The organism is uncultured Bacteroides sp. (assembly GCF_902472605.1).
Lineage (GTDB): Bacteria > Bacteroidota > Bacteroidia > Bacteroidales > Bacteroidaceae > Phocaeicola.
The window spans coordinates 1-25,440 of sequence record NZ_CABROP010000045.1 but is presented as its reverse complement, the minus strand read 5'-3'; the positions used below and the strand labels follow the sequence as shown (position 1 = coordinate 25,440).

Below are 25,440 nucleotides of genomic sequence, written 5' to 3'. Positions count from 1 at the left end.
CCGCTCACGGCGATGGCCGGCAACTTGCCTTCGACCTGTTTGGGCACATACATATCCGCCGCCAGGGTGATGCCGTAGCGGTTCGTAAAGGTCACCTTGCGGTGGCTCACCTTCGGGCTCAAGGCGAACACCTTGTCCCATTCCTGTGTGAGATTCAAACTCTGTTTTTCCATTTTCACCTCCGTTTTTACATCCGGCGTTGCGGCGGAAAGGCTGCCCGTAGCCAGAAACCAGACCGCCGATGCCGCGCACAACGTCTTCCACATTTTATAATCCATTCTACAAATTTCTATGATTCTACGAAGGCAAAAATAACACAAAAGCCCCACAGAGGCATTTCTGTGAGGCTCAAATTTCATTTCCGAAAGGCTCAGACCGGGAGCGTCGGCACCAGTGCCGTGGGCGGGATGCCGTATTGTTTCTTGAAGGCCGTGGAAAAATGCGAGGGGTTCTTGAAGCCCACTTCAGCATAGACCTCCACCACTTTCCGGTGTTCCTCCTTTATCAGGCGATAGGCCACTTCCAGCCGTTTGCGGATGAGCCATTTCTCGGGCGTCAGGTCACTCACCTTCTTGAAATCGCGCTTGAAGGTGGCCAGGCTGCGTCCCGTGTAGTGCGCCAGCTCCTCGAGCGAGAACTCGTACATATAGTTCCGGCTCATGAAGTCGAGGATGTCCATCTTCCACGGGGTACTGAAATCGAACAACACGGTCATGAAGCGGCGGTCCGTGTGGAGCAAGGCCAGCAATCCTTCTTCCAGCTTCAGGCGCATCACGTCGTCCTGCGGCTTCACCTCGGGATTGAAGTAAGGGGTCATCGAGGCGAAAAGGCTCTCAATCTCGGCCGAAGGCGGTAGTTTCATCACACCGGGGGTGAATTTCTCCATCTTTGCCGGCCGGTCTTTCTGAAGGGCATATTTGCCGTACATCTCGCGCAGGAACGGACGGGTGAAGCACAGGTAAATGCCACAATACTGCTCCCCGTGGCAGGCCTTCTTGTACATCGTCACCCGGTGGTCACGCGGAATGAACACGCACTCTCCTTTTCCCACGTGCACCTGGCGGCTCCCGTCGTCGAGTACCATTTCGCCTGAAAGCACATAGTTCATGGCATATTCGCGCGAGCGGTGTACGCAGGCATCGGCATCGTGATAGAAAAAGCTGAAAAACACGTTCTGGTAGTTGAAGATGATTTTCATGGGGTCGGATGAAACCGGTTGGGTGTCTGAATTCATGGCGGATAATGTTTAAAATATGATAGGGTGAAGATACAAAAAAAACTCCTTTGCGCGTGGTTTCCACACAAAGGAGTTTTCCGAAAATGAACGAACCACCCCCGAAAGAGCGGTCCGCACACTTTTTTTATTTATTAGTAACCCAGTTCTTTTTCAAGGGCATTGTATTTTTCCTTGTCCAGCTTCCAGTAGATGTTCAGCAGGTACTGACCCCACAACTGGCGGTTGTCCGGCTTCACTTCTTTGGCTTTTTCATAGAAAGGCTGAGCTTTCAGATACATTTCTTTGATTTGGCCTTCATTGGTAGCATACTTCGGATCGTCCATAGAAATCTTGGAGTTTTCTTCTACAAGTTCCTGAGCCGGGAAGAAGTAGCAATCGCCAATCTTGGAATAAGCTTCACCTACGAAGTCTTTTCCTTCTGAGATAATCTGGTTGAAAGTAGCGATGGCTCCATCGTAATCTTTCTTTTCATACTGAAGCACACCCTTTACATACAAGAAATAAGGAGTAGAATTTTTGGCCAATACGGCATCCATCTGAGCCAGACCTTCGTCAATCTTACCTTTCTGGATGTAGTAGTCCATCAGGTTACCGATGAAGTATTCCTGAGCCGGGAATTTTTCTACACCTTCCTGGATAGTAGCCAGCCATTTGGTAGAATCGGGAGTTTCACCCTTTCCGTAAGCTTCAGCCAAGCACATCAATGAACGGTAACCTTCTTCTTTATGTTCCTTACCGATAGTAGCGTATTTGATAACGGCTGCATTGTCTTTCAAAGTGTTTGCGGCAAGTGCGGCATAGTTGGCAATCAACGGAACCAGCGTATCGTTCTTTACGGCTTCTTCGCTTTCGAACATCGGATTCTGCGGAGCATCTACATACAAGCCGAAGAATTTCAAGGCATTGGCATAGTTACCTGAGTTATAAGCGTCAGAACCTGCGTTAGTGAGCTGAGGACGAACCGTAGCCAAAGTCTTGGCCAGTTTCTTTCTCAGTTTCGGTTTCTTTAATTCACCGCTCTTTACTTTAGCCTGTTCTACTTCGTCACATTTTGTGTAGTATTCAAACAGTTTAGCCAAGCTGTTGTACAATTTAGCCGTATCAGCCTGGCCACCCGGCAAATACAATTTCATGTTTTCATCGTCGTAGATAGACTTCTGGAAATCACCAGCCAGTTTCCAAGTTTCAGGGTCATTGGCCGTTGAAGGGTCGGTCAAAGCCGGTTCAATGATTTCTGCTGCCTTTGCGGGATCGCTCTTGGCAGATTTCGCTTCCTTCACCACGCTTTCCTGAGCGGAAGCAGCGCATACGGTGAAGAACAAAGCTGCTGTAAATAAAACTTTTTTCATAAGGTTTGAATTTAGTAATACAAATATTCAAGTTAGTTTTTGTCGGAATTCTCGTCACCTTCTTCCTCCGCAGGCTGGATGGTTTCCCCATCAGCCGGCTGGATGTCCGATGGCTGGATGATTTCCGTGCCTTCCGCTTCTTCCTCTTCCGTTTCAGAAGCTACCTTGCACACAGAACCAATCTGGTCGTTCCGTTTTTCCAAATCAATCAGGCGCACGCCTTGTGTGGCACGTCCCATGATACGCACATCGGCCACCTTCAAACGGATGGTAATGCCCGACTTGTTGATAATCATCAGGTCATTTTCGTCGGTTACCGACTTGATGGCTACCAGGTGTCCGGTCTTTTCGGTGATGTTCAGGGTCTTCACACCCTTTCCGCCACGGTTGGTCTTGCGGTAGTCCTCAATGTCGGAGCGCTTGCCGTATCCGTTTTCAGATACCACCATGATGGTTTCCGTTTCCGGATCTTTGATGCAAATCATTCCGATTACTTCATCAGTTCCATCCTCATCGAGCGTGATGCCGCGTACACCCGTAGCCGTACGTCCCATTTCGCGAACGGCACTTTCGTGGAAGCGGATGGCACGGCCGTTTCGGTTGGCAATCACGATTTCGTTGTTGCCGTTGGTCATGCGCACTTCAATCACGCGGTCGTCCTCCCGGATGGTGATGGCGTTCACACCGTTCTGGCGCGGACGTGAGTACTGTTCCAGCAAGGTCTTCTTGATGACGCCGTTCTTCGTACAGAAGAGCACGTAGTGGCTATTGATGAAGGCTGTGTCATTCAGGTTCTTCACGCGCAGGTAAGCCGTCACCACATCGTCGGCATCAATGTTCAACAGGTTCTGGATGGCACGCCCCTTGGAGGTCTTGTTGCCTTCCGGAATCTCGTATACCTTCAGCCAGTAGCACTTGCCTTTCTGAGTGAAGAACAGAAGGGTATTGTGCATCGTAGCCGGATAAATATGTTCGATAAAGTCTTCATTGCGGGTTTCGCTGCCCTTTGAGCCTACCCCGCCACGGTTCTGTGCATGGAATTCAGAAAGCGGCGTACGCTTGATGTATCCCATGTGGGAGATGGTGATGACCATTTCATCATCGGCATAGAAGTCTTCCGGATTGAATTCTTCCGAAGCATACACGATTTCCGAACGGCGGTCGTCACCATATTTTTCTTTCACTTCAATCAGTTCGTCCTTGATGACCTTCTTGCAAAGTTCGTCGTTGCTCAGGATTTCCTCGAAGTAAGCAATCTGCTTCATCAAATCCTCGTATTCAGCATGGAGCTGGTCTTGCATCAGACCAGTGAGCTGGCGCAGACGCATTTCCACAATGGCGCGGGCTTGTACCTCGCTTAGGTTGAAGCGGGCCATCAAGTTGGTAATCGCCTCGTTCGGAGTCTTGGCCGCACGGATGATGCGGATCACCTCGTCGATGTTGTCGGAAGCGATAATCAGACCTTCCAGGATGTGGGCACGTTCCTTGGCCTTGCGCAGGTCGTAACGTGTACGGCGAATCACCACCTCGTGACGGTGTTCCACGAAATATTTGATCAGGTCCTTCAGGTTCAACAAACGCGGGCGGCCGTGAACCAAAGCCACGTTGTTCACTCCGAATGAAGTCTGAAGCATGGTCATCTTATAGAGCTTGTTGAGCACCACGCTCGCATTGGCATCCCGCTTCACGTCGATGACGATACGCATACCTTCGCGGTCGGTTTCGTCGTTCACGTTCGAAATGCCGTCGATTTTCTTTTCGTTCGACAAGTCGGCGATGCTCTTGATGAGTTCGGCCTTGTTTACACCGTACGGTATCTCCGTCACCACAATCTTGTCGTGTGTAGGATGCGTTTCGATTTCAGCCTTCGCCCGCATGACGATACGTCCCCGTCCGGTTTCGTAGGCGTCGCGCACCCCGCTTATACCATATATATATCCTCCCGTCGGGAAGTCGGGCGCCTTGATGTATTGCATCAGGCCGTCCACATCTATGTCGTTGTTGTCAATGTAAGCCACACAAGCGTCAATCACCTCCCGCAGGTTGTGGGTCGGCATGTTGGTAGCCATACCTACGGCAATACCGGATGCTCCGTTCACCAGCAGGTTCGGGATACGGGTCGGCATGACGGTCGGTTCCTGCAACGTATCATCGAAGTTATTGGTAAAGTCTACGGTCTCCTTGTAGAGGTCCTGCATCATCTCCTCGCCAATCTTCTTCAGACGAGCCTCTGTATATCGCATGGCGGCGGCACTATCCCCGTCGATAGAACCGAAGTTACCCTGGCCGTCGACCAGCGGATAACGCATGGCCCAGTCTTGCGCCATTCTGACGAGGGCTCCATATACAGACGAGTCACCATGGGGATGGTATTTACCCAACACTTCACCCACGATTCTCGCGGCTTTTTTATACGGTTTGTCGGAGGTATTTCCCAGTTCCATCATTCCGTACAGGATACGGCGGTGAACCGGCTTGAATCCGTCTCTTACATCAGGGAGGGCGCGTGCCACGATTACTGACATGGAGTAATCAATGTACGACAACTTCATTTCCTCTTCGATGTTGATTTTTATAATTCTGTCTTGTTCTTGCATTTAACACATTATTAATTATACTTCCTTTTCAAGGCTTGTGAAAAACCATGCTAAAGTACGACTTTTAGCCGATATACAAAAACTTTTCCCCTAAAAAATACGCACGACGCATCTTTGGGGAGGGGATACGACTCATGTGGCACACATTTTGTTAAATAGAGAAAAAGACTTCACTTGAAATCTTTATTATAATGTATATTTGCAATCTGTTTTGACCTAATTTTGAGGAGACATATATGAATTTGATGAGCAACGAATTTACACAACAAGTGTCTGATATTGTCGTATATGGCAAGGAAGAGGCCAACCGCCTCCAGAACAGCCATATCGAGCCAGAACATCTGCTACTGGGCATCATACGCGACGGTGAGTGTAAAGCGGCAGAGATTCTAAAGTCGTTCTATCTGGACTTGAAGGCCATCAAGAACGAACTGGAGACACAACTACGTGAAAAGTCCATCCCCGGAAATTATTCTCAGGACATTTCTTTCAGCCCGGAAGCGTCAAAAATTCTGACACTGAGCCTGCTGGAAGCCAAACTGATGAATGAGAAGAAGGTGGATACACCCCATATTTTACTGGCAATTATGAGAGACAACCAAAATAACGCATCCAAAGTATTGGAAGAAAACGATGTGACTTACGCCAAAATCGCCGAACGCCTGCAACCGGAAGACATGATTCTCGACGGACTGGATTTCAATGACGACGAGGAAGACGAGGGCATTGGACGCCGGAACACTCCGGACCGGAACGACGGCGGAACAAGTGCCCAAAACAATCGTCAGACCGCACAGGCCGCCCCTCCAAAGCATCCGGAAGGGGATACACCCAACTTGAACAAATTCGGTATCGACCTGACGCAAGCGGCCAGAACCGGAAAACTGGATCCGGTGGTAGGACGGGAAAAGGAAATCGAACGAATCGCCCAGATTCTGAGCCGTCGGAAGAAGAACAACCCGATTCTGATCGGCGAACCGGGAGTGGGGAAATCGGCCATTGCGGAAGGACTGGCTTTGCGTATCCTCGAGAAAAAGGTGTCACGCGCCTTGTTCGACAAGCGAATCGTTTCACTCGACATGACCGCGGTAGTGGCCGGCACGAAATTCCGTGGAGAGTTTGAAGAACGTATGCGTGCCATTCTGACAGAAGTCAAGAAGAATCCGGACGTCATCTTGTTTATCGACGAGATTCACACCATCGTGGGAGCCGGATCGGCGGCAGGTTCCATGGATGCGGCCAACATGCTGAAACCGGCACTGGCCCGTGGAGAAATACAATGCATCGGAGCTACCACACTCGACGAGTACCGGAAGAACATCGAAAAGGACGGAGCCTTGGAACGCCGTTTCCAGAAAGTACTGGTGGAACCGACCACTCCCGAAGAGACACTCCAAATTCTCCGGAACATCAAGGACAAATACGAAGAGCACCACAACGTAGTCTATACCGACGAGGCACTGGAGGCTTGCGTTCGCTTGACCGACCGCTATGTGACCGACCGTTATTTCCCGGACAAGGCTATTGATGCACTGGACGAAGCAGGATCCCGCATCCACCTGACCCACATTTCCGTACCTAAGGAAATCGAAGAGCAGGAACGGTTGATTGAAGAAGCCCAGCAACATAAGAACGAGGCCATCCGCCTTCAGAACTTTGAACTGGCGGCCAGCTTCCGCGACAGGGAAAACCAGTACAACGAACAATTGGAACGCCTGAAAACGGAATGGCAAGAGAAGTTGAAAGACAACCGCGAAACGGTGGACGCGCCTCAGATTGAGGATGTGGTATCCATGATTTCCGGTGTGCCCGTACAACGCATGGCCCAGTCGGAAGGGGTTCGGTTGAAAGGTATGAAACAAGCCCTCTTGTCCAAGGTCATCGGACAGGACAAGGCGGTCGATACCTTGGTGAGAAGCATCCAGCGGAGCCGTGTGGGCCTGAAAGACCCGAACAAACCGATTGGTACGTTCCTCTTCTTGGGACCGACGGGCGTGGGTAAGACACACCTGGCCAAGGAACTGGCCAAGAACATGTTTGGTTCTACCGATGCCATCATCCGTATCGATATGAGCGAGTACATGGAGAAATTCACCGTGTCTCGTCTGGTAGGAGCTCCTCCGGGCTACGTGGGCTACGAAGAAGGTGGTCAGCTGACGGAAAAAGTACGCCGTCGTCCCTACTCCATCGTCTTGCTGGATGAGATTGAAAAGGCACATCCCGACGTGTTCAACATGCTCCTTCAAGTGATGGACGAAGGCCGCTTGACGGATAGCTTGGGACGCACCGTCGACTTCAAGAACACGGTCATCATCTTGACGTCCAACATCGGTACCCGCCAGTTGAAGGAATTCGGCAAAGGCATCGGTTTCACGGCACAAACCAGTGAGAACGAGAAGGAACACGCCAATAGCGTGATTCACAAGGCCTTGAACAAGTCGTTCGCGCCGGAATTCATCAACCGTCTGGATGAAATTGTAATGTTCGATCAACTGGACATCGACTCTTTGGAGAAAATCATCGACATTGAACTGAAGGGACTCTACGACCGCATCGAAGGTTGTGGCTATCGACTCCTGATCGACCCGGATGCCAAACGCTTCGTGGCCGAAAAGGGTTACGATGTACAATTCGGTGCCCGTCCTTTGAAGCGTGCCATCCAGAATCACCTGGAAGACGGTTTGGCGGAACTCATCCTCAACGAAGAACCGGAACCGGGCGACACTTTGCACGTATCGCTCAATGCACAGGGCGACGGACTGGAGATGAAAGTAGAAAAAGTCACAAAGGAATAAACGGGATTCTCTGTCAGAATTTCGGAATACAGACAAAATGTCAGGTACGAACGTATCTGGCATTTTTTTTGTGAAAAGACCGGAGAAAAATTTTTATTCGACAATCATAAAAAATAAAGAGATATGCAAAAAGGTAATATCGGGGTTACAACAGAGAACATCTTCCCCATCATCAAGAAGTTTTTGTACAGTGATCATGAAATATTCCTCCGCGAGCTGGTTTCAAATGCCGTAGATGCCACTCAGAAATTGAAAACATTGGCGGCTACCGGTGAGTTCAAAGGAGAACTGGGCGATTTGACCGTCCGCGTCAAAGCCGACAAGGACAAAGGTACCATCACCATCAGCGATCGTGGTCTGGGTATGACGGCCGAGGAAATCGACAAATACATCAACCAGATTGCCTTCTCCGGTGCCAACGACTTCCTGGAGAAATACAAAGACGATGCCAACGCCATCATCGGTCACTTCGGTCTGGGATTCTATTCTGCCTTCATGGTCGCCAAGAAGGTGGAAATCATCACCCGTTCTTATAAGGACGATGCCAAGGCCATGAAATGGAGTTGCGATGGTAGTCCGGAGTTCACCCTCGAAGAAACGGAACGCAACGACCGGGGTACAGACATTATCCTGTATGTGGACGATGATTGCAAGGAATTCCTGGAAGATTCTCGCCTGCACGGCTTACTGACGAAGTATTGCCACTTCCTTCCGGTACCAGTAGCTTTCGGCAAGAAGAAAGAATGGAAAGACGGCAAGCAGGTAGAAACGGAAGAAGACAACATCATCAACGATACTTGTCCTATCTGGACCAAGAAACCGTCGGAATTGAAAGAAGAGGACTACAAGAAATTCTACCGTGACTTGTATCCGATGTCCGACGAACCGTTGTTCTGGATTCACTTGAACGTAGACTATCCGTTCAACCTGACGGGTGTGCTCTACTTCCCGAAAATCAAGAGCAACATCGACTTGCAACGTAACAAAATCCAGTTGTATTGCAACCAGGTCTATGTAACTGACTCCGTAGAAGGTATCGTTCCGGACTTCCTGACTTTGCTTCACGGTGTCATCGACTCACCGGATATTCCGTTGAACGTTTCTCGTTCTTACTTACAGAGCGATTCGAACGTGAAGAAGATTTCGACTTACATCACCAAGAAGGTGGCCGACCGTCTGCAATCTATCTTCAAGAACGACCGGAAAGAGTTTGAAGAGAAATGGGATGACCTGAAGATTTTCATCAACTACGGTATGCTGACGCAAGAAGACTTCTACGAAAAGGCTTCCAAGTTTGCCCTGTTCAAAGATACAGACAACAAATACTATACGTTCGAGGAATATCAGACCCTGATTAAGGATAGCCAGACCGACAAGGACGGCAATCTGATTTATCTGTATGCCAACAACGCCGACGAACAATACACTTATATTGACGCCGCTAAGAACAAGGGTTACAACGTGTTGTTGCTCGACGGCCAGCTGGATGTACCGATGATCAACATGCTGGAACAGAAATTCGAGAAGAGTCACTTCACCCGTGTGGATAGTGACATCATCGACCGCCTGATTGTGAAGGAAGAACAGAAGGGCGAAGAACTTCCGCAAGACAAGCAGGAAGTGCTCAGTTCTTTGTTCAAAGGCCAGATGCCGAAGGTGAAGAAGACCGAGTTCCACGTAGAGGCACACGCCTTAGGCGAAAGCGCGGCTCCGATTGTCATCACACAGGCCGAATACATGCGCCGTATGAAGGATATGGCCAGCATCCAACCGGGTATGAGTTTCTATGGCGAGATGCCGGATATGTTCAACCTGGTACTGAATACCGACCACCGTCTGATCAAACAGGTATTGAGCGAAGCAGAAAGCGCTTGTGCCGAGAAACTGGTACCGGTAGAATCTGAACTTGCCATGCTGACTTTGCGTCGCAACGAATTGCTCAAGGCACAGGAAGGCAAGAAGGACGAAGAAATTCCGACCACGGAGAAAGACGAGCTGAAGGATGTAGAAAAGAAAATCGATGCCCAGAAAGCTGAAAAGGAAAACATCCTCAACGGCTATGCCGCCGACAACAAAGTGGTTCACCAGCTCATCGACCTGGCCCTGTTACAGAACAACATGTTGAAAGGGGAAGCCTTGACCAACTTCGTGAAACGAAGCGTAGAAATGATTTAATTAACCCTTTAAAATAAGGAAAGCCATTCCTGCAAGCCCGCAGGGATGGCTTTTTTTGTACCTTTTATAGCCTCGGATAGAAGATAATTTGTACATTTGCAAAGATATCACGCAAACAAACAACCATGGAAAACAAAACTGAATTGATATTAATCCGTATCAGCGGAGTGGACAGGCCGGGGCTAACCGCATCAATAACCGCAATCTTATCGAACTATCAGGTAGATATTATGGACATCGGACAGGCCGATATTCACAGTACCTTGTCACTGGGTATCCTCTTTAAAAGCGCTGAAAAAGATTCGGGAAATATCATGAAGGAGCTGCTTTTCAAGGCATCAGACTTAGGTATCAACATCCGTTTCTACCCCATCAGTGCAGAGGAATATGAAACATGGGTAGGTCTGCAAGGAAAAAACCGCTACATTCTGACCCTGCTTGGACGGAAGCTGACCGCCGAACAGATAGCCGGTGCTACCCGCATCTTGGCAGACCAGGAACTGAACATCGACGGTATCCGCCGTCTGACGGGACGTATCCCTCTCGACGAGAAAAAGGCCAATGTGCGGGCCTGTATCGAATTCTCGGTCAGAGGCACTCCGAAAGACCGCGAGGCCCTGCAACGCGAGTTGATGAAGTTAAGCGCCTCGCTGGGCATGGATTTTTCGTTCCAGCAAGACACCATGTATCGCCGCATGCGCCGACTTATTTGCTTCGATATGGATTCTACCCTGATTGAAACGGAAGTCATCGACGAACTGGCCATGCGTGCCGGTGTGGGCGACCAGGTGAAAGCCATCACGGAAAGGGCCATGCGGGGAGAAATCGATTTCTGCGAAAGCTTCAAGGAACGGGTGGCTCTGCTCAAAGGATTGGATGAAAGCGTGATGCGCGACATTGCCGAACATCTCCCCATTACCGAAGGGGTGGAACGCCTGATGTTCGTGCTAAAACGCTACGGTTACAAGATAGCCATCCTCTCGGGAGGATTCACCTACTTCGGCAATTACCTGAAAGACAAGTTCGGCATCGACTACGTCTATGCCAACCAGCTGGAAATTGTGGACGGAAAACTGACCGGACGTTATCTGGGCGATATCGTCGACGGCAAGCGGAAAGCCGAACTCCTGCAATTGCTGGCACAGGTGGAGAAAGTGGACATCGCACAGACCATCGCCGTGGGTGATGGAGCCAACGACCTTCCGATGCTTTCCATCGCCGGATTGGGAATCGCCTTCCATGCCAAACCGAAAGTAGTGGCTAACGCCCAGCAGTCCATCAACACCATCGGTATCGACGGAGTGCTCTACTTCCTGGGATTCAAAGATTCTTACCTCGATGAACGGGGAAAATTATAATGAAAAGTATAAAACCAAGATATGAAGTTTTCAGAACTGAACTTAGAAGATAGCGTCCTCGATGCATTGGACGCCATGAATTTCCAGGAATGTACGCCCGTGCAGGAGCACACCATTCCGGTCATCCTGGAAGGAAAAGACCTGATTGGCGTGGCCCAGACAGGTACGGGAAAGACAGCCGCCTATCTGCTCCCGGTGTTGAACCAGTTGAGCAAGGGAGGCTATCCGGAAGATGCCATCAACTGTATCATCATGTCGCCTACCCGCGAGCTGGCCATGCAGATTGACCAGCAGATGGAGGGTTTCTCGTATTTCATGCCCGTTTCAAGCGTGGCGGTGTACGGCGGAAACGACGGCATCCGTTTTGAACAGGAAAAGAAGGGACTGACCCTGGGGGCCGATGTGGTCATCGCCACTCCCGGCCGACTCATCAGTCACCTGAGTCTGGGATACGTGGATTTGTCGAAGGTATCATTCTTCATCCTCGACGAAGCCGACCGCATGCTCGACATGGGATTTGCAGAAGACATCATGCAGATTGTGAAATACCTGCCCAAGGAACGGCAGACCATCATGTTCTCGGCCACCATGCCGGCCAAAATCCAGCAACTGGCCAAAACCATCCTTCACGACCCGGTGGAAGTGAAACTGGCGGTATCGAAACCGGCAGACAAGATTATCCAGGCTGCCTACATCTGCTACGAGGCACAAAAGCTGGACATCATCCAGTCACTCTTCCAGTCACAGGAGCCGGAACGGGTGATTATCTTTGCTTCTTCCAAACTGAAAGTGAAGGAAGTGACCAAGGCCCTGAAACGGATGAAGCTGAACGTGGGCGAAATGCACTCCGACTTGGAACAGAGCCAACGGGAAGAAATCATGCACGAGTTCCGCAACCGCCGCATTGACATCCTGGTAGCCACCGACATCGTGGCTCGCGGTATCGACATCGACGACATCCGCCTGGTCATCAACTACGACGTACCGCACGACAGCGAGGACTATGTACACCGCATCGGACGTACGGCGCGTGCCAACAACGACGGATGTGCCATCACGTTTGTGAGCGAAACGGAACAGACCCGCTTCAAACAGATTGAGAATTTCCTGGGAAAAGATATTTACAAGCTCCCCGTACCCGAAGAACTGAGCGAAGGTCCGGCTTACGCTCCCCGTACTTCCAAGAAAGGCGGAGGCCACAAGCAGGTCAAGAATTTCTCCCGCAACAAAAAAGGCGGATGGAAGAAAAAGGGAGGTAACCAGCCGAAAAAACAAGGTGAACGAACGGTGAAGAATTAAACCTGCCCGTTCATATATCTTCTCACACGTATATCTGTCGGCTTTCAAATAGCCGACAGATATACGTATTTTTTTATCCTTAAAAAACATATAAATCATACGGCTTTTTATCTAATCATAAATTTCATAATCTTAAACATCAAAAAGTTACCAAATCATTTTGAAATACAAGAAGTAAAAACTATTTTTGATAGCAAGAGCTGGGGATTTAATTTCATTTTTCAAATAAAACATGACTATAATCAAAAAATATGTTATATGTTTTCACACTCAACCCTAGGAATAATTTTCTTATATTTTTATTAATAACTTAAAATTATCATCTATGAAAAAGCAATTATGTATCGTACCTTTCCTCTGTATGTTCTTACTGCTTTGGCAAGGATGCGCAGGTGAAGACACATCCACCTCTCCAAACTCTCCTTCTATTACAATTGAAGCAGACAACAAACTACCTACATTTAATACTACAGGTGGAACAGAAACTCTAACATTAACTGCCACTTCAAGCTGGACAATTACCGTAGACAATTCAGCATCAGATTGGGTAAGCGTTTCACCCTCAAGCGGCGAGGCTGGTACATATACCTTACAAATTAAGGTTCAAGAAAACCAAAGTTATGACGAAAGAAATGCATCGATAACTATCAATTATGGTGAAGACAAACGGATATTGACAATCACTCAAAAACAAAAAGATGCCTTAATCTTAACCTCCAACAAAGTGGAATTAAGCGATCAAGAACAAAGCTTCTCAATAGAACTCCAAAGTAATGTGACTGTTACTTACGATATAGATAGCGAATCCCAATCATGGATAACTCCACTTTCTAAGAGTCGAGGTCTGACATCTTCTACCTTAGATTTTCATGTAAATCCTAATGAAAGTACTACCTCCAGACAAGGAATAATCACGCTACATGGAGGAAATGATCTCTCAGAAGAAATTGTTGTCTACCAAGACGGGAATCACCCCACATTAGTTTTAACCCAATCAGAATACATTGTAGGAAGTTACGGTGAAACTATTAAAGTAGAACTACGTAGCAATACCCAATATGAATTGGAGATGCCTAACGTCGATTGGGTGAAAGAAGATGCATCACGTAGCCTTTCCACATACACACATTATTTTACTATTGCCCCCAATGATAGCTATGACAACCGCTATGCGGAGATTCGGTTCATTGACCGTGAGAATAACTTAACACAAACGGTCAGCATTACTCAATTGCAACAAGATGCTCTCATTTTAGCAAAAGACAGTTACGAAATAGGGGCAAGCGGAGGTCCATTAGATTTTGCCATATATACGAATGTGGATTTTAATGTTCTTATCACTGAGGATTGGATAACCCAGGTGGAAGACCGTAGCAGAGGACTTAATAAAAAATATTTGTATTTTGACATTGCTCCTAATAACGAAGACATAGCACGTGAAGCAATAATTATCTTCCAAAAAAACAATATAAGACAGACTGTCACAGTAAGACAAGCAGGCCAGTCTGAAGATATAGAACCTATCTTGCAGATTTCACCCAATACCTATTCAGCCAAAGGGGAAGGAGAAACATTTAATGTGACCATTCAAAGCAATGTAGATTATCTGGTACAAATCCAAAATGCGAACTGGATAATTGACAACGGAAGCAATGGCAATACCTACAGTTTCCAAATCCTTCCTAATGAAACATCTGAAAAACGCACAGCCAATATTTTGTTTATCAATGAAGAATACAATTTAAAGGAAGAACTCATCATTACACAGGTTCCACAAAATCAACCATCCATTAACATTTCAAGCGACTTTTACGAGATTACCTCTCAAGACAATTCCATTGACTTGACTGTGGAAGCTAATGTCACCTTCAATGTTTCTGTCAATGCAGACTGGCTAAGATTAGCATCGGGAACAACCGACATCGGGACTAACCTACTTATCTTTGAAGTCGATAGCAACAATACACCTGAAACTCGTGAAGCCGTGATTACTCTGTCTACCACCAATGGACTTACTAATACGATACGAGTAATACAAACAGGTACAGGAAGTCCTTATTTAAACCTTATTTCAACCATTGAAAATCTAACAGCAGATGCACAGAAATTTACTTTAAAAACCCAAAGTAACATTACTGACTTTGACATTAGTATAGAAAACACCGAATGGATAAATTTAGAGAATACCATCTCTGAAAAGAATCCTGATGGTTCTACCACTTTCACATACACCTTTGTAGTATCGGCAAATTCCACAGAAAATGAGCGGAGTAACCAAATCACAATTTCTAATGAAAATTATGGATTGAGCAAAACCATCACAATCAAACAGAAAGGGAAGAATATAACTGGTACAGGAAATGAGCCATACGACAAAGAAGATGGAACTTGGGATATTATATAAGTTAAAGGAATAAAAGCCTGTGGGAAAAAGATTTGGAAGAACTGTTTTCCCATCATAATTCATCAGTAAAAACATCTCTTACAACGAGACATAAAACGATTAAGTATGAAAAGATTATTATATGAAAGTTTACTATGTATCCTTGCTCTATTGACAGCATGCACTGAAAAGGATAAATTTGACTCTGCAAACACTCCATCAGGAAATTTTGTTCTGAAAGTAAAAGTGGAAAACTCTGTGGCTTCACGTACAATGATCGATGAAACCAATCATGTGCTATGGACAGAAGGTGATCAAATCGGCGTATTTGTGGAAGGATCTTCTACGCCAATACCTTTCACATATAGCAATATGTCTGGTGATATAGCCAACTTTACAGGAGAAATTCCACAAGGCAAACTGATAGCTGCCTATTATCCCTATAACGAAACTGCCAAACTGGAAGGAACAAGCCTGTCTATCAATCTCCCCAGTGAATATGAGTATTCGGAGAATCACACAAACGGTCCAATGCTGGGACAACCCGACGGAGAAAATAGTTTCTATTTCAAACACTTATGTGGCCTGTTAAAAGTCACAATAGAAGATATACCCGCAAACGCCGCTAAATTAGTGGTTGGAAGTACCAGTTGGCCCGACCCCGCCCTATATGGAGATTTCGTAATCGAGGATATCACCGTGGAAGAGCCGGTACTAACAGATAATGATTTTGAAAATCAAAGTGTAAATTATAACTTTACTTCTGAGCTAACCGGTCCTAAAACTTTTTACATACCATTACCCCCTACTACTTATCCGCTGGAAGTTTCGCTCCAAGACGCAGATAACAACTTTTTATGGTATAAAAAAGCGACTGTGACCATTCCCAGAGGAAGCATCGTAGAACTTCCAACAATTAATACAACGAAGGCGTTGGCCATCATTACCTCACATCCCAATGGCCATAGTTTCAGCGACTATAAGACTTATACAACAATAGACGTAGCAGGAATTATTAAAAATTTCTATTTAGTAGATTACGTCAAAATTAATTTACTAAGTAACCCTAATAACCGGCATGCTGAATATAACATTTACGGAGGTGCAGCTTATCCAGATGGCAAGGAAAAAGCATTTACTCAAACCCTAGACGTATATCCAGGTAAGAATATTTACACAATAAGCTGGAAAGGAAAAGACACCAGTTACAACGAAATAGAAGGAGATACCACATTTGTCATTAATTATGAAGAAGTGCCAATAATAGCTGAAGCCGTAGATTTAGGACTCTCCGTAAAATGGGCAAGTCATAATATTGGAGCATCCACAGAAGAAGAATATGGAGGCTTATACATCTGGGCAGATGCGACAGGAACTGATTTACATAGAGAAGACGAAATCTATGACGCTCTCGGAGAACATCCTGAAACTATAAATTCTATTTCAGGGGACCCTCTATATGACATTGCCACAGCTAAATGGAAAGGAAATTGGCGTCTGCCGACAGAAACTGAATTGCAAGAATTGACAAATAATTGCATATCACAAGTATGTACAATAAATGGGATAACAGGTATACGGTTCACCAGTGTAAATGGTAACAGTATCTTCCTACCTGCAGCTGGATACAATTATGGATATCATGATTTACGTGAAAGAGGCACTCTTGGACGATATTGGAGTGGTAAAGAATATTACGATATTTTCGGACATAACTATTTCAATATTTTCGGATTACAATTCTCAATTATGGATTCTCAAATAGATGTAGGTTCTCATTATTATACATTCGGTTATTCGGTTCGTCCTGTATATGGGGAACTGAATGAATAATATTTTTCATATTCCTTAAAAGGGCAAGAATCTATCCTGTATTTTACATCAGTGAGAATATTCAGTAAATAATAAAAACCAGCCAACTGATTCATATACAAATTCTTACGAATCAGTTGGCTGGTTTATACCCTTAGATATCCCCAAACGATGGAATTTCCAACCAAGCAAATGATATAAAGAATAAAAAAACGCAAGTGCGTTTGCTCTTAAACGTACTTGCGTTTTACCTAAAACGTCCTTGCGTTTGGATCAAAACGTACTTGCGTTTAAGTCCAAACGTAAAGGCGTTTTTCAGCCTTCAATTTCACTTAGTTCCAGCCAGCGCATGGTCTTCTCGTCGAGCTCGTCGTTCAGGGCTGGCAGACGTTTCGACTTCTCCGTCAGCTCGTCCACACTCAAGGTGCCACTGCACAAGTCGGCTTCCAACTGCTTCTTTTCTTCCTCCAAGGCAGCAATGTCTTTCTCCAACTGTTCCAGCTCTTTCCGTTCCTTGAACGTCAGGCGACGTTTTTCGTTCAAACGGACGCGCTGGGTCTTGTCCTCCTTCGGTTTGGCGGCCTCCTTGTCGTGTTCCGCCTTGGCCAGTTTCCAGTCGCGGTAGTCGGAATAATTTCCCGGGAAATCACGGATGTCACCCTGACCTTTGAACACCAACAGATGGTCGACCACCTTGTCCATGAAATAACGGTCGTGGCTCACCACGATGACGCATCCCTTGAAGTTCTGCAAATATTCCTCCAGCACCTGTAAAGTCACGATGTCCAAGTCGTTGGTCGGCTCGTCGAGTACCAGGAAGTTCGGATTCCGCATCAGCACCGTACAGAGATAGAGACGGCGGCGTTCTCCCCCGCTCAACTTGTACACATAGCTGTGCTGTGTTTCGGGAGTGAACAGGAAATGCTGCAGGAACTGCGAAGCCGTGAGCCGCTTGCCATTGCCCAACTCTATCACCTCGGCAATGTCGGTAATCACGTCAATCACCTTCATCTGCTCGTTGAACTTCAGTCCCTCCTGCGAGTAATAACCGAAACGAACGGTCTCGCCGATGTCCAGTGTCCCGCTGTCCGCCTTCTCCAGTCCCATCAAAATCTTGATGAACGTCGACTTGCCGGTACCGTTGTTACCCACGATACCCATCTTCTCATAACGGGCAAAGACGTACGAGAAATCGTCCAGTATCACCAGGTCGCCGAAACGCTTGCAGAGATGGTCGGCCTCGAAAATCTTCGAACCGATGTACGACGCCTTGACATCCAGTTTCACGTTCGAGTCATAGCTCCGCTGCTTGGCCACTTTCTCTAGTTCATAGAACGCTTCTTCCCGATAGCGGGCCTTATGACCGCGAGCCTGCGGCATCCGTCGCATCCATTCCAGCTCCGTGCGATACAGGTTGTTGGCACGGGCAATCTCCGCATTGGTCGCCTCGATGCGCTCCTGACGTTTTTCCAGGTAATAACTGTAATTTCCTTTATAAGAATACAGCTGGCGGTTGTCTATCTCTATGATTTCCGAGCATACCCGGTCCAGAAAATAACGGTCGTGTGTCACCATGAGCAAACTTAGGCTTCCGCGGTTCAGGTATTCCTCCAGCCACTCGGTCATATCCAAGTCGAGGTGGTTGGTCGGCTCGTCCAGAATCAGCAGGTCCGGTTCCGTAATCAGCACATTGGCCAATGCCACCCGCTTCAGCTGTCCGCCGGACAAATGTCCGATTTTCTGCGAAAAGTCACGGATTTTCAACTGCGAGAGAATCTGCTTGGCCCGGCGTTCGTAATCCCACGCCTTCTCGTGCTCCATCCGTGCTAACAGGTCATCCAGTCCGGGATTGCCGGGTGTTTCCATGCACCGCTCGTATTCCTTGATCAGTTCTACCGTGGAGTTGCCATGATAAAAACAAGCTTCGAGCACGGTCAACTCTTCCGGATACTTCGGGCTTTGTTCCAAATAACCCACGCGCAGGTCGCGACGGAAAGTGATTTTTCCTTCGTCATAGCCTTCCTTTCCCGCCAGGATGTTCAGCAAGGTGGTCTTGCCCGAACCGTTCTTGGCAATCAGTCCGATACGCTGTCCTTCCGCAATGCCAAAAGATATTCCATTAAAAAGGACCAAGTCGCCGAACGACTTGGTCAGGTTTTCTACTTGTAAATAAGGAGTCATAATTGATTGCTTCTAAAGTACATAAGCCGAAAGCTCAATCCATGGCCGCTTCCACCTCGTTCTTAATCCGTTCGAATTCCGCTTTCAGGTTGCACGGCTGTCCGTTGCGCACCTTGTCCCAAATCAGGGCCACCGGATTCACTCTTACCTTCGAGCCACCGAACTGCAAGGCCGGATATTCTTTCGGCCCATCAATGACCGTCACCCATTCCATGCCGTCCATCTCATTGACCAAAATCACACCGAAAGCCGTGCCGAATCCTTCCCATGCCTGACGCTGCTTGGGGTTGAAACGCCCGCTGTCCATCACCTTCTGCAAATTTGCCAAATCGGCTTCCGTGCCCGTAAAGTCCTTGGTCAGCTGTTTCTTGACTGTGGAAACGGCCCAATCGTAATCTTCGTTTATCTGGTTGATTTCCAGCACCCGCACCGGAATTGTCGCTTTCACTGGCTTGTCGGAGGCAGTGCGTACCTTCAACGAAGCTACAATTGCCTCTCCAGCTTTCGGGCTCTCTCCTTTGATTACGGTAAACGAACATTCCACCGAAATCTCACCTCGTCCGGTCACCCAAATGTGCGTAGTGTACCACACATTGTTTTCCTGAAAGCTCTCGGCTGAATAGACACAGTCCCAACTTCCCAACTTTACTTTCTTGGCTCCGCGCACCTCGCGCAATTCATCTTCCATGCACGCCGCAGCATAATCCGGCCCTTCGCCCCGATAGGCCGAAATGCGGAAATTGCCGCTCCACTTGTTCGGATTATAAAACAGAAAACTGTCTTCCGTATCCTCAAATTCACACCAGTTGTCGGGGTACTCCAGTGAAAACCATGCCCCCGGAGAAATATATTTTTTCATGATATGTTTGTTTTATGTTCGTATACCTATCGGACTGATTTACTTCAGCGGAAGAATCTCAATCCAATAATCATCCGGGTCGTTGATGAAATACAGTCCCATCTGCTCATTTTCGAAGCAGACGCATCCCATTTCCTTGTGAAACTTGCGGGCCTCGTCGTAGTCGCCTGCCACCCGCAGACAGAGATGACTTTCATTCTCACCCAGCTCATACGCTTCGGTATGGTCACGCAGCCAGGTCAGTTCCAACAGGAAATCCGAACTACCGTCGGTGAGGTACACCAGGATGAACGAACCGTCGGCCGCTTCCTTGCGGTGAGACTCGTGCAGGCCCAGCGCCTTCTCATAAAACTGGATACTTTTTTCGAGGTTGGTCACGTTGATATTGAAATGGTCAAATCTTCCTTTTATTTCCATGTCTTTTTCTATTTAGTTTTCTACAATATATCAATCCAAGTCTGTCTGCTGGCCCCTACGAGCAGGTACCCACACACGTGTGCCCTCCTGTGCAGCCAACGGGACGAAAGCCCTTGCCTTTCGGTAGGATTCGTCGAAATGCATCGGTACAAAGATAGCAGTTTTTATCCGTTTCACAAACTGCACAGGGCCACGCATGTATTCCTTTCCCAGCCGGGGGTCCACTGGAAACATCACCACATCCATCCGGTCGGTATAAGCAGCAATGTCTTCCAATTCCCGGAGAAAGAAACCTTCATCACGCTTCCATTCCGCTTCCGGACTCTCGTCCATCCAGTGCCAGTTGTTCAGGTCACCGGCGTGAAACACCGTTTTTCCCTCTACCTTCACTAAGAACGAGACGCCGATGTCGGTCGAGCCAAAGGCACGGATTTCCAGACAATCATCCTGAAACACATCGCCTTTCCGCATCCGAATTACTTTCCGTTCCTGTTCCTCCTCGGCAGAAAGCATAATGTCGCGCGAAAACACATAGACAATGTCCGGCCGGCGTGCATTCCACGACAACACCTCCCGATTGAAATGGTCGTAATGGGAATGACTGGCCAACACATACAGCCGCCCTTCCCGTGAAAGGATTTCGTCGTGCAGAATCCCCTTGTCAGCCGACCGGGAATCTTCAAAATAATCAAATACGATGGTATAGCCTTCGCCCAACAGGGCAAAGCCGCTATGATACAGATATACCAATTTCATGAGGTCTATTTTCCTGCTATGGGTTGTACGTATGCCCTCGTGGCCTTGTCTATTTCCAAGAACATGTAATTCACCTTTCCCGAATGAATCAGGTCTTTATGTTCGTTATAAATACGGGTAGCATATTCCTTGGATTTCTCGAACATGAACTTCGACACACTCTCCTGCGACTTTCCCATCATGGTAGAATCCAGTTTCTCTTCTGGGAAGAAGTCGTCCAGGTTCACGTCACCAATCATGGACGTTTCCAGAAAATGAATATTCCGATGCAGACGGTCTGTGTAATAACCCACGAACATGTGGCCCGGCACCCGCACCAGAATCGGGTTGATATTGACGGCTTTCAGCAAAGAGGCAAACAGCACGCTTCCGTCCACACAGTTAATCTGGGCCGATTTCAAGGCATCGTCGAACGTCCGCACCCGCTGGGTGAACACCACGTTCGAAGAAAGGCTGCTGTTGCTGATGGAACTGTACTTGAACCCTCTTTTCTGCAACACATACCACAATGCATACACCTGCTTGTCGACCACCGTTGTGTCCTTGCTCTGATACCCCCAGAAACGGTTGACGATACGCGAATCAAGAGCTTCGCGCAACACCTGACTGATGTTCGGGTTATCCTCATTCACATATGCGGCAAAGAACTCACCTGTGTCGTGAAACTTCATGTTGCTGTCGATATAACCCAACAGACACTCGTTGATGCTGCGCACGGAATAGGTATGTACCGCCGAATATACTCGCCCGTTGTTCAGCTTCGCCTGCACCGACACCGTCACCGGCATGGCCTGTGTGTTCTCCAGCAACGCCTGATAGTTCCATATTACGTCCGGGAAAATCAGGTATTCCTTCCCCGACTCCGGCAAAATGAATTCAGAAATAGAATGGGCAAAAAACGGCGTTTCCGCTAATTCAATGTGAAGTTTGCTATTGGCATGAGGACTGCGTATCTTGATGGCGATACACGATTTAGGATTGCCCAAATAGGTACTGTCGCCCGGCACAATCAACTGGGCATCGGTCGTGGCGGTGGAAAGAATCGTAACGGGGAAGATATTTCCACCCAATTCGTCGGTAATTTCCAGTCCGGATGAAAAAGGTTCATACCTAAAAATATACAAAGTCGTAGCAATGGTAACCAGCACGGCCAACACGAAAGTGGCCAGCTTCCATTTATTCTCTTTCCTGATTTTAAACTTTCTCAGTAACATCATCACAAAATTACCCATTAAAAAAATACCGGAGCAGCCCCGGATAAAAACTTCCCCCCGTGCCTGCTCCGGCCTGCGGTTATCTTACCGCAATACTTTCTATTTCTACCAGCACTCCTTTCGGCAAAGCCTTTACGGCTACAGCCGAACGAGCTGGGAAATCGCCCTCAAAATACTGGGCATACACAGCATTCATGTCGCCAAACAAGGCCATATCAGACAGGAATACCGTAGTCTTCACGACATTGGCAGTAGTCAGTCCGGCTTCAGCCAGCACGTTCTTGATGTTTTCAAACACCCGTGTGGTCTGTTCCTTGATTCCACCTTCCACTACCTCGCCTGTAGCCGGGTCTACCGGAATCTGTCCAGACAAGAATACCATACCATTTACTTCCACAGCCTGGCTGTATGGGCCAATGGCAGCAGGAGCTTTTTCTGTAAAAATTACTTTTTTCATAAGAGTTAATCAATCATTTAAATTGTATTTTCAACGGCTAAATTAGCACATTTCTTTCAATCGGGAGAGAGAAATATGAAAAAAAGTCACCATTTATTCGTGATTATCACAAAAAACACTTACTTTTGTCCTCGCAATGAAGCAAAAGGGTATCTGGAAACGTATATCGCATCCTATTCCCGGTTCAAAAACAACAATCAAAATCTTTCGAAATTCAAATACGTGTGAAAGAGGAAAGAGACCTCTTGATGGTTTGTCATGTTTCACACGGCCAATATTAATTATATCATTTAACCTATTTTATGTACAATATCATTCAATTAAACGACAAAGATTTGTCGGAATTGCAGCAGATTGCCAAAGAGTTGGGTCTGAAAAAAACCGATTCACTGCGAAAAGAAGAATTGGTATACCGCATTCTGGACGAACAAGCTATTGTCGGTGCCACCAAGAAAGTGGCCGCCCAACAAAACAATGAAGAACGCAAAGAAGGGCAGCCACGCAAGCGTTCACGCATCAGCATAAAAAAAGAAGGGGACAAAGTGTATACAGCTACCAAAGACAAAGCGCAGAAACTGGAAGCCAACACCCCTGTTCTCCCGGCTCCGGCACCTTTATTTAAAGAAATACCTGCTCCAGCCGAAAACACAACAATTACAGAAAAAGTACCTGCAGAAGGAGAAACGATTCCTGTAGAAACTACAGCCGCAGAAGAAAAGCCCAAAGCAAAACGCGGACGGAAACCGGGTTCTAAAAACAAATCGACACTGGCTAAAGAAGCGCAGGAAGCAGAAAAACAACAAAAAGAAGAAACGACAGCAGCCGCTCCACTTCCCATCGATGACGACATGGAGCTTCCTCCATTGGATTTGAGCAACAACGACTTTATCCCTATAGAAGACCTGCCATCGGAAAAATTTGAGATACCTTCAGAACTGCTCGGCAAATTTGAAGCCACTAAAGTGGAAGCACCCGCTCCTGCCGCTAAAGAGCCCAAACAGAAATTTCCACAGCGCCAGGCTCGCCAGAACAACCGGAACAACCGTCCCAATAACAATAATAATCAAGGAAAAGACAACAACACGCAAGCTGCTGCTCCAAACAGCCCTGCAGGACAACCGGTCGCAGCCGCTACAGACAACCAGGCTAATACGGTCCCTGTACAAAAGCCCGTAGAAAAAGCATACGACTTTGATGATATTCTTCAAGGAACTGGAGTTCTGGAGATAATGCCCGACGGCTATGGTTTCCTTCGTTCTTCCGATTACAACTATCTTTCTTCACCTGACGATATTTACGTCTCTCAATCACAAATCAAACTGCTCGGCTTGAAAACCGGCGACGTGGTTGAAGGTACTATCCGCCCGCCGAAAGAAGGTGAAAAATATTTCCCGCTGGTCAAAGTATCTAAAATCAACGGACTCGACCCGGCTTTGGTGCGCGACCGCATTCCATTTGATCATCTTACTCCTCTTTTCCCTGACGAGAAATTCAAATTGTGCAAAGGATATAACGACAACCTTTCAGCCCGTGTGGTAGATTTGTTTGCTCCAATCGGTAAGGGACAGCGTGCACTGATTGTGGCACAGCCCAAGACCGGTAAGACCATTTTGATGAAAGACATTGCCAATGCCATTGCCGCCAACCATCCGGAAGTGTACATGATCATGCTGCTCATCGACGAGCGTCCGGAAGAAGTGACCGACATGGCCCGCAGCGTAAAAGCCGAAGTGATTGCTTCTACTTTTGATGAACCGGCTGAACGCCACGTAAAAATTGCAGGCATTGTATTGGAAAAAGCGAAACGCATGGTAGAATGCGGACACGATGTGGTCATCTTCCTCGACTCTATCACCCGTTTGGCACGTGCCTACAACACCGTTTCCCCGGCATCGGGCAAAGTGTTGTCAGGAGGTGTGGATGCCAACGCACTACACAAACCTAAACGTTTCTTCGGTGCTGCCCGTAACATTGAAGGAGGCGGTTCATTGACCATTGTAGCCACCGCCCTAATTGATACCGGCTCCAAGATGGATGAAGTAATCTTCGAAGAATTCAAGGGAACAGGTAACATGGAACTGCAGCTCGACCGCAACCTGAGCAACAAACGTATCTTCCCGGCTGTCAACATCGTGGCATCAAGTACTCGCCGCGACGACCTGTTGCTGGACAAGACTACACTCGACCGCATGTGGATTCTCCGCAAGTACCTGGCAGACATGAACCCGATAGAAGCCATGGACTTCGTAAAAGACCGTCTGGAAAAGACCAAGGACAACGACGAATTCCTGATGAGCATGAATTCTTGATAATCAGCTATAAAAAGAAGGAAACTCCCCTGTGCCACTTATGCGCACAAGGGAGTTTTTCTTTTCTTCGGGATATTCAGTAAATGTCCCCAAAATAAGATGGCATATGAAATGATTATGGTCTATCATCTTCATATGCCATTTTTTATTGTCAATTTTCCATGTATTCTTACATAATTCTATCCATCAGGACATGACACTTCTGAAGAAGCCAGATGACCTCTTCCGATTCCGTCAGTAAA

16 protein-coding genes and 1 pseudogene are annotated in these 25,440 nt (G+C 47.3%); 7 read left to right on the top strand and 10 right to left on the bottom strand.

The features are described from left to right. From RDP42_RS10470 to gyrA, 4 genes and pseudogenes are all read right to left on the bottom strand, one after another. Positions 1 to 278 (bottom strand): annotated as a pseudogene (locus RDP42_RS10470) (alpha/beta hydrolase); the annotation flags it as partial. A 92-nt stretch (positions 279 to 370) separates the two neighbouring features. Next, positions 371 to 1,198 (bottom strand): AraC family transcriptional regulator, encoded by an 828-nt coding sequence (locus RDP42_RS10465; protein WP_308763637.1) that lies wholly within the window; start codon positions 1,196 to 1,198, stop codon positions 371 to 373. Positions 1,199 to 1,368: 170 nt separating this feature from the next. Continuing rightward, the gene (locus RDP42_RS10460) at positions 1,369 to 2,586 is read right to left on the bottom strand and encodes a tetratricopeptide repeat protein (RefSeq protein WP_308763634.1); all 1,218 of its coding nucleotides are present in this window, start codon (positions 2,584 to 2,586) and stop codon (positions 1,369 to 1,371) included. 32 nt (positions 2,587 to 2,618) lie between these two features. Continuing rightward, positions 2,619 to 5,183, bottom strand: coding sequence for a DNA gyrase subunit A (gyrA, locus tag RDP42_RS10455; RefSeq protein ID WP_308763633.1), 2,565 nt, complete (start codon positions 5,181 to 5,183; stop codon positions 2,619 to 2,621). Positions 5,184 to 5,428: 245 nt separating this feature from the next. Between gyrA and RDP42_RS10450 the strand changes: the two genes are divergently transcribed. The 6 genes from RDP42_RS10450 to RDP42_RS10425 all read left to right on the top strand — a co-directional run bounded on the left by RDP42_RS10450 (position 5,429) and on the right by RDP42_RS10425 (position 17,026). Next, on the top strand, positions 5,429 to 7,978 hold the full coding sequence (locus RDP42_RS10450) for an ATP-dependent Clp protease ATP-binding subunit (RefSeq protein ID WP_308763632.1): 2,550 nt from the start codon (positions 5,429 to 5,431) through the stop codon (positions 7,976 to 7,978). A gap of 123 nt (positions 7,979 to 8,101) precedes the next feature. After that, positions 8,102 to 10,153 (top strand): molecular chaperone HtpG, encoded by a 2,052-nt coding sequence (htpG, locus tag RDP42_RS10445; RefSeq protein ID WP_308763631.1) that lies wholly within the window; start codon positions 8,102 to 8,104, stop codon positions 10,151 to 10,153. Between the two features lie 125 nt (positions 10,154 to 10,278). Then, a complete protein-coding gene (gene serB / locus RDP42_RS10440; RefSeq protein WP_308763630.1) occupies positions 10,279 to 11,511 on the top strand; it encodes a phosphoserine phosphatase SerB in 1,233 nt (410 codons plus the stop codon). Positions 11,512 to 11,532: 21 nt separating this feature from the next. Next, complete coding sequence (locus RDP42_RS10435; RefSeq protein ID WP_308763629.1) at positions 11,533 to 12,810, top strand: DEAD/DEAH box helicase; 1,278 nt, start codon at positions 11,533 to 11,535, stop codon at positions 12,808 to 12,810. Positions 12,811 to 13,135: 325 nt separating this feature from the next. After that, positions 13,136 to 15,214 (top strand): BACON domain-containing protein, encoded by a 2,079-nt coding sequence (locus RDP42_RS10430; protein WP_308763628.1) that lies wholly within the window; start codon positions 13,136 to 13,138, stop codon positions 15,212 to 15,214. A 105-nt stretch (positions 15,215 to 15,319) separates the two neighbouring features. Then, on the top strand, positions 15,320 to 17,026 hold the full coding sequence (locus RDP42_RS10425) for a hypothetical protein (protein WP_308763627.1): 1,707 nt from the start codon (positions 15,320 to 15,322) through the stop codon (positions 17,024 to 17,026). Positions 17,027 to 17,320: 294 nt separating this feature from the next. Here the strand turns inward: RDP42_RS10425 and abc-f are convergent, their stop codons facing one another. The 6 genes from abc-f to RDP42_RS10395 all read right to left on the bottom strand — a co-directional run bounded on the left by abc-f (position 17,321) and on the right by RDP42_RS10395 (position 22,889). Continuing rightward, positions 17,321 to 19,186 carry a ribosomal protection-like ABC-F family protein gene (gene abc-f / locus RDP42_RS10420; RefSeq protein WP_308763626.1) on the bottom strand — a complete coding sequence of 622 codons (1,866 nt, stop codon included), beginning with the start codon at positions 19,184 to 19,186 and terminating at the stop codon, positions 17,321 to 17,323. Between the two features lie 34 nt (positions 19,187 to 19,220). Continuing rightward, a complete protein-coding gene (locus RDP42_RS10415; protein WP_308763625.1) occupies positions 19,221 to 20,045 on the bottom strand; it encodes a DUF3805 domain-containing protein in 825 nt (274 codons plus the stop codon). Between the two features lie 39 nt (positions 20,046 to 20,084). After that, positions 20,085 to 20,462, bottom strand: a complete 378-nt coding sequence (locus RDP42_RS10410) for a VOC family protein (RefSeq protein WP_299171538.1) — start codon at positions 20,460 to 20,462, stop codon at positions 20,085 to 20,087. A gap of 30 nt (positions 20,463 to 20,492) precedes the next feature. Beyond that, a complete protein-coding gene (locus RDP42_RS10405) occupies positions 20,493 to 21,218 on the bottom strand; it encodes an MBL fold metallo-hydrolase (RefSeq protein ID WP_374046976.1) in 726 nt (241 codons plus the stop codon). Positions 21,219 to 21,223: 5 nt separating this feature from the next. Continuing rightward, a complete protein-coding gene (locus RDP42_RS10400; protein WP_374046977.1) occupies positions 21,224 to 22,432 on the bottom strand; it encodes a hypothetical protein in 1,209 nt (402 codons plus the stop codon). 79 nt (positions 22,433 to 22,511) lie between these two features. After that, on the bottom strand, positions 22,512 to 22,889 hold the full coding sequence (locus tag RDP42_RS10395; RefSeq protein ID WP_072542674.1) for a RidA family protein: 378 nt from the start codon (positions 22,887 to 22,889) through the stop codon (positions 22,512 to 22,514). Between the two features lie 302 nt (positions 22,890 to 23,191). Here RDP42_RS10395 and rho point away from each other — a divergent pair, with 302 nt between their 5' ends. Continuing rightward, positions 23,192 to 25,198: a transcription termination factor Rho gene (rho, locus tag RDP42_RS10390; protein WP_308763624.1), complete on the top strand. Its 2,007-nt coding sequence runs from the start codon at positions 23,192 to 23,194 to the stop codon at positions 25,196 to 25,198. The last annotated feature ends 242 nt before the right edge of the window (positions 25,199 to 25,440 follow it).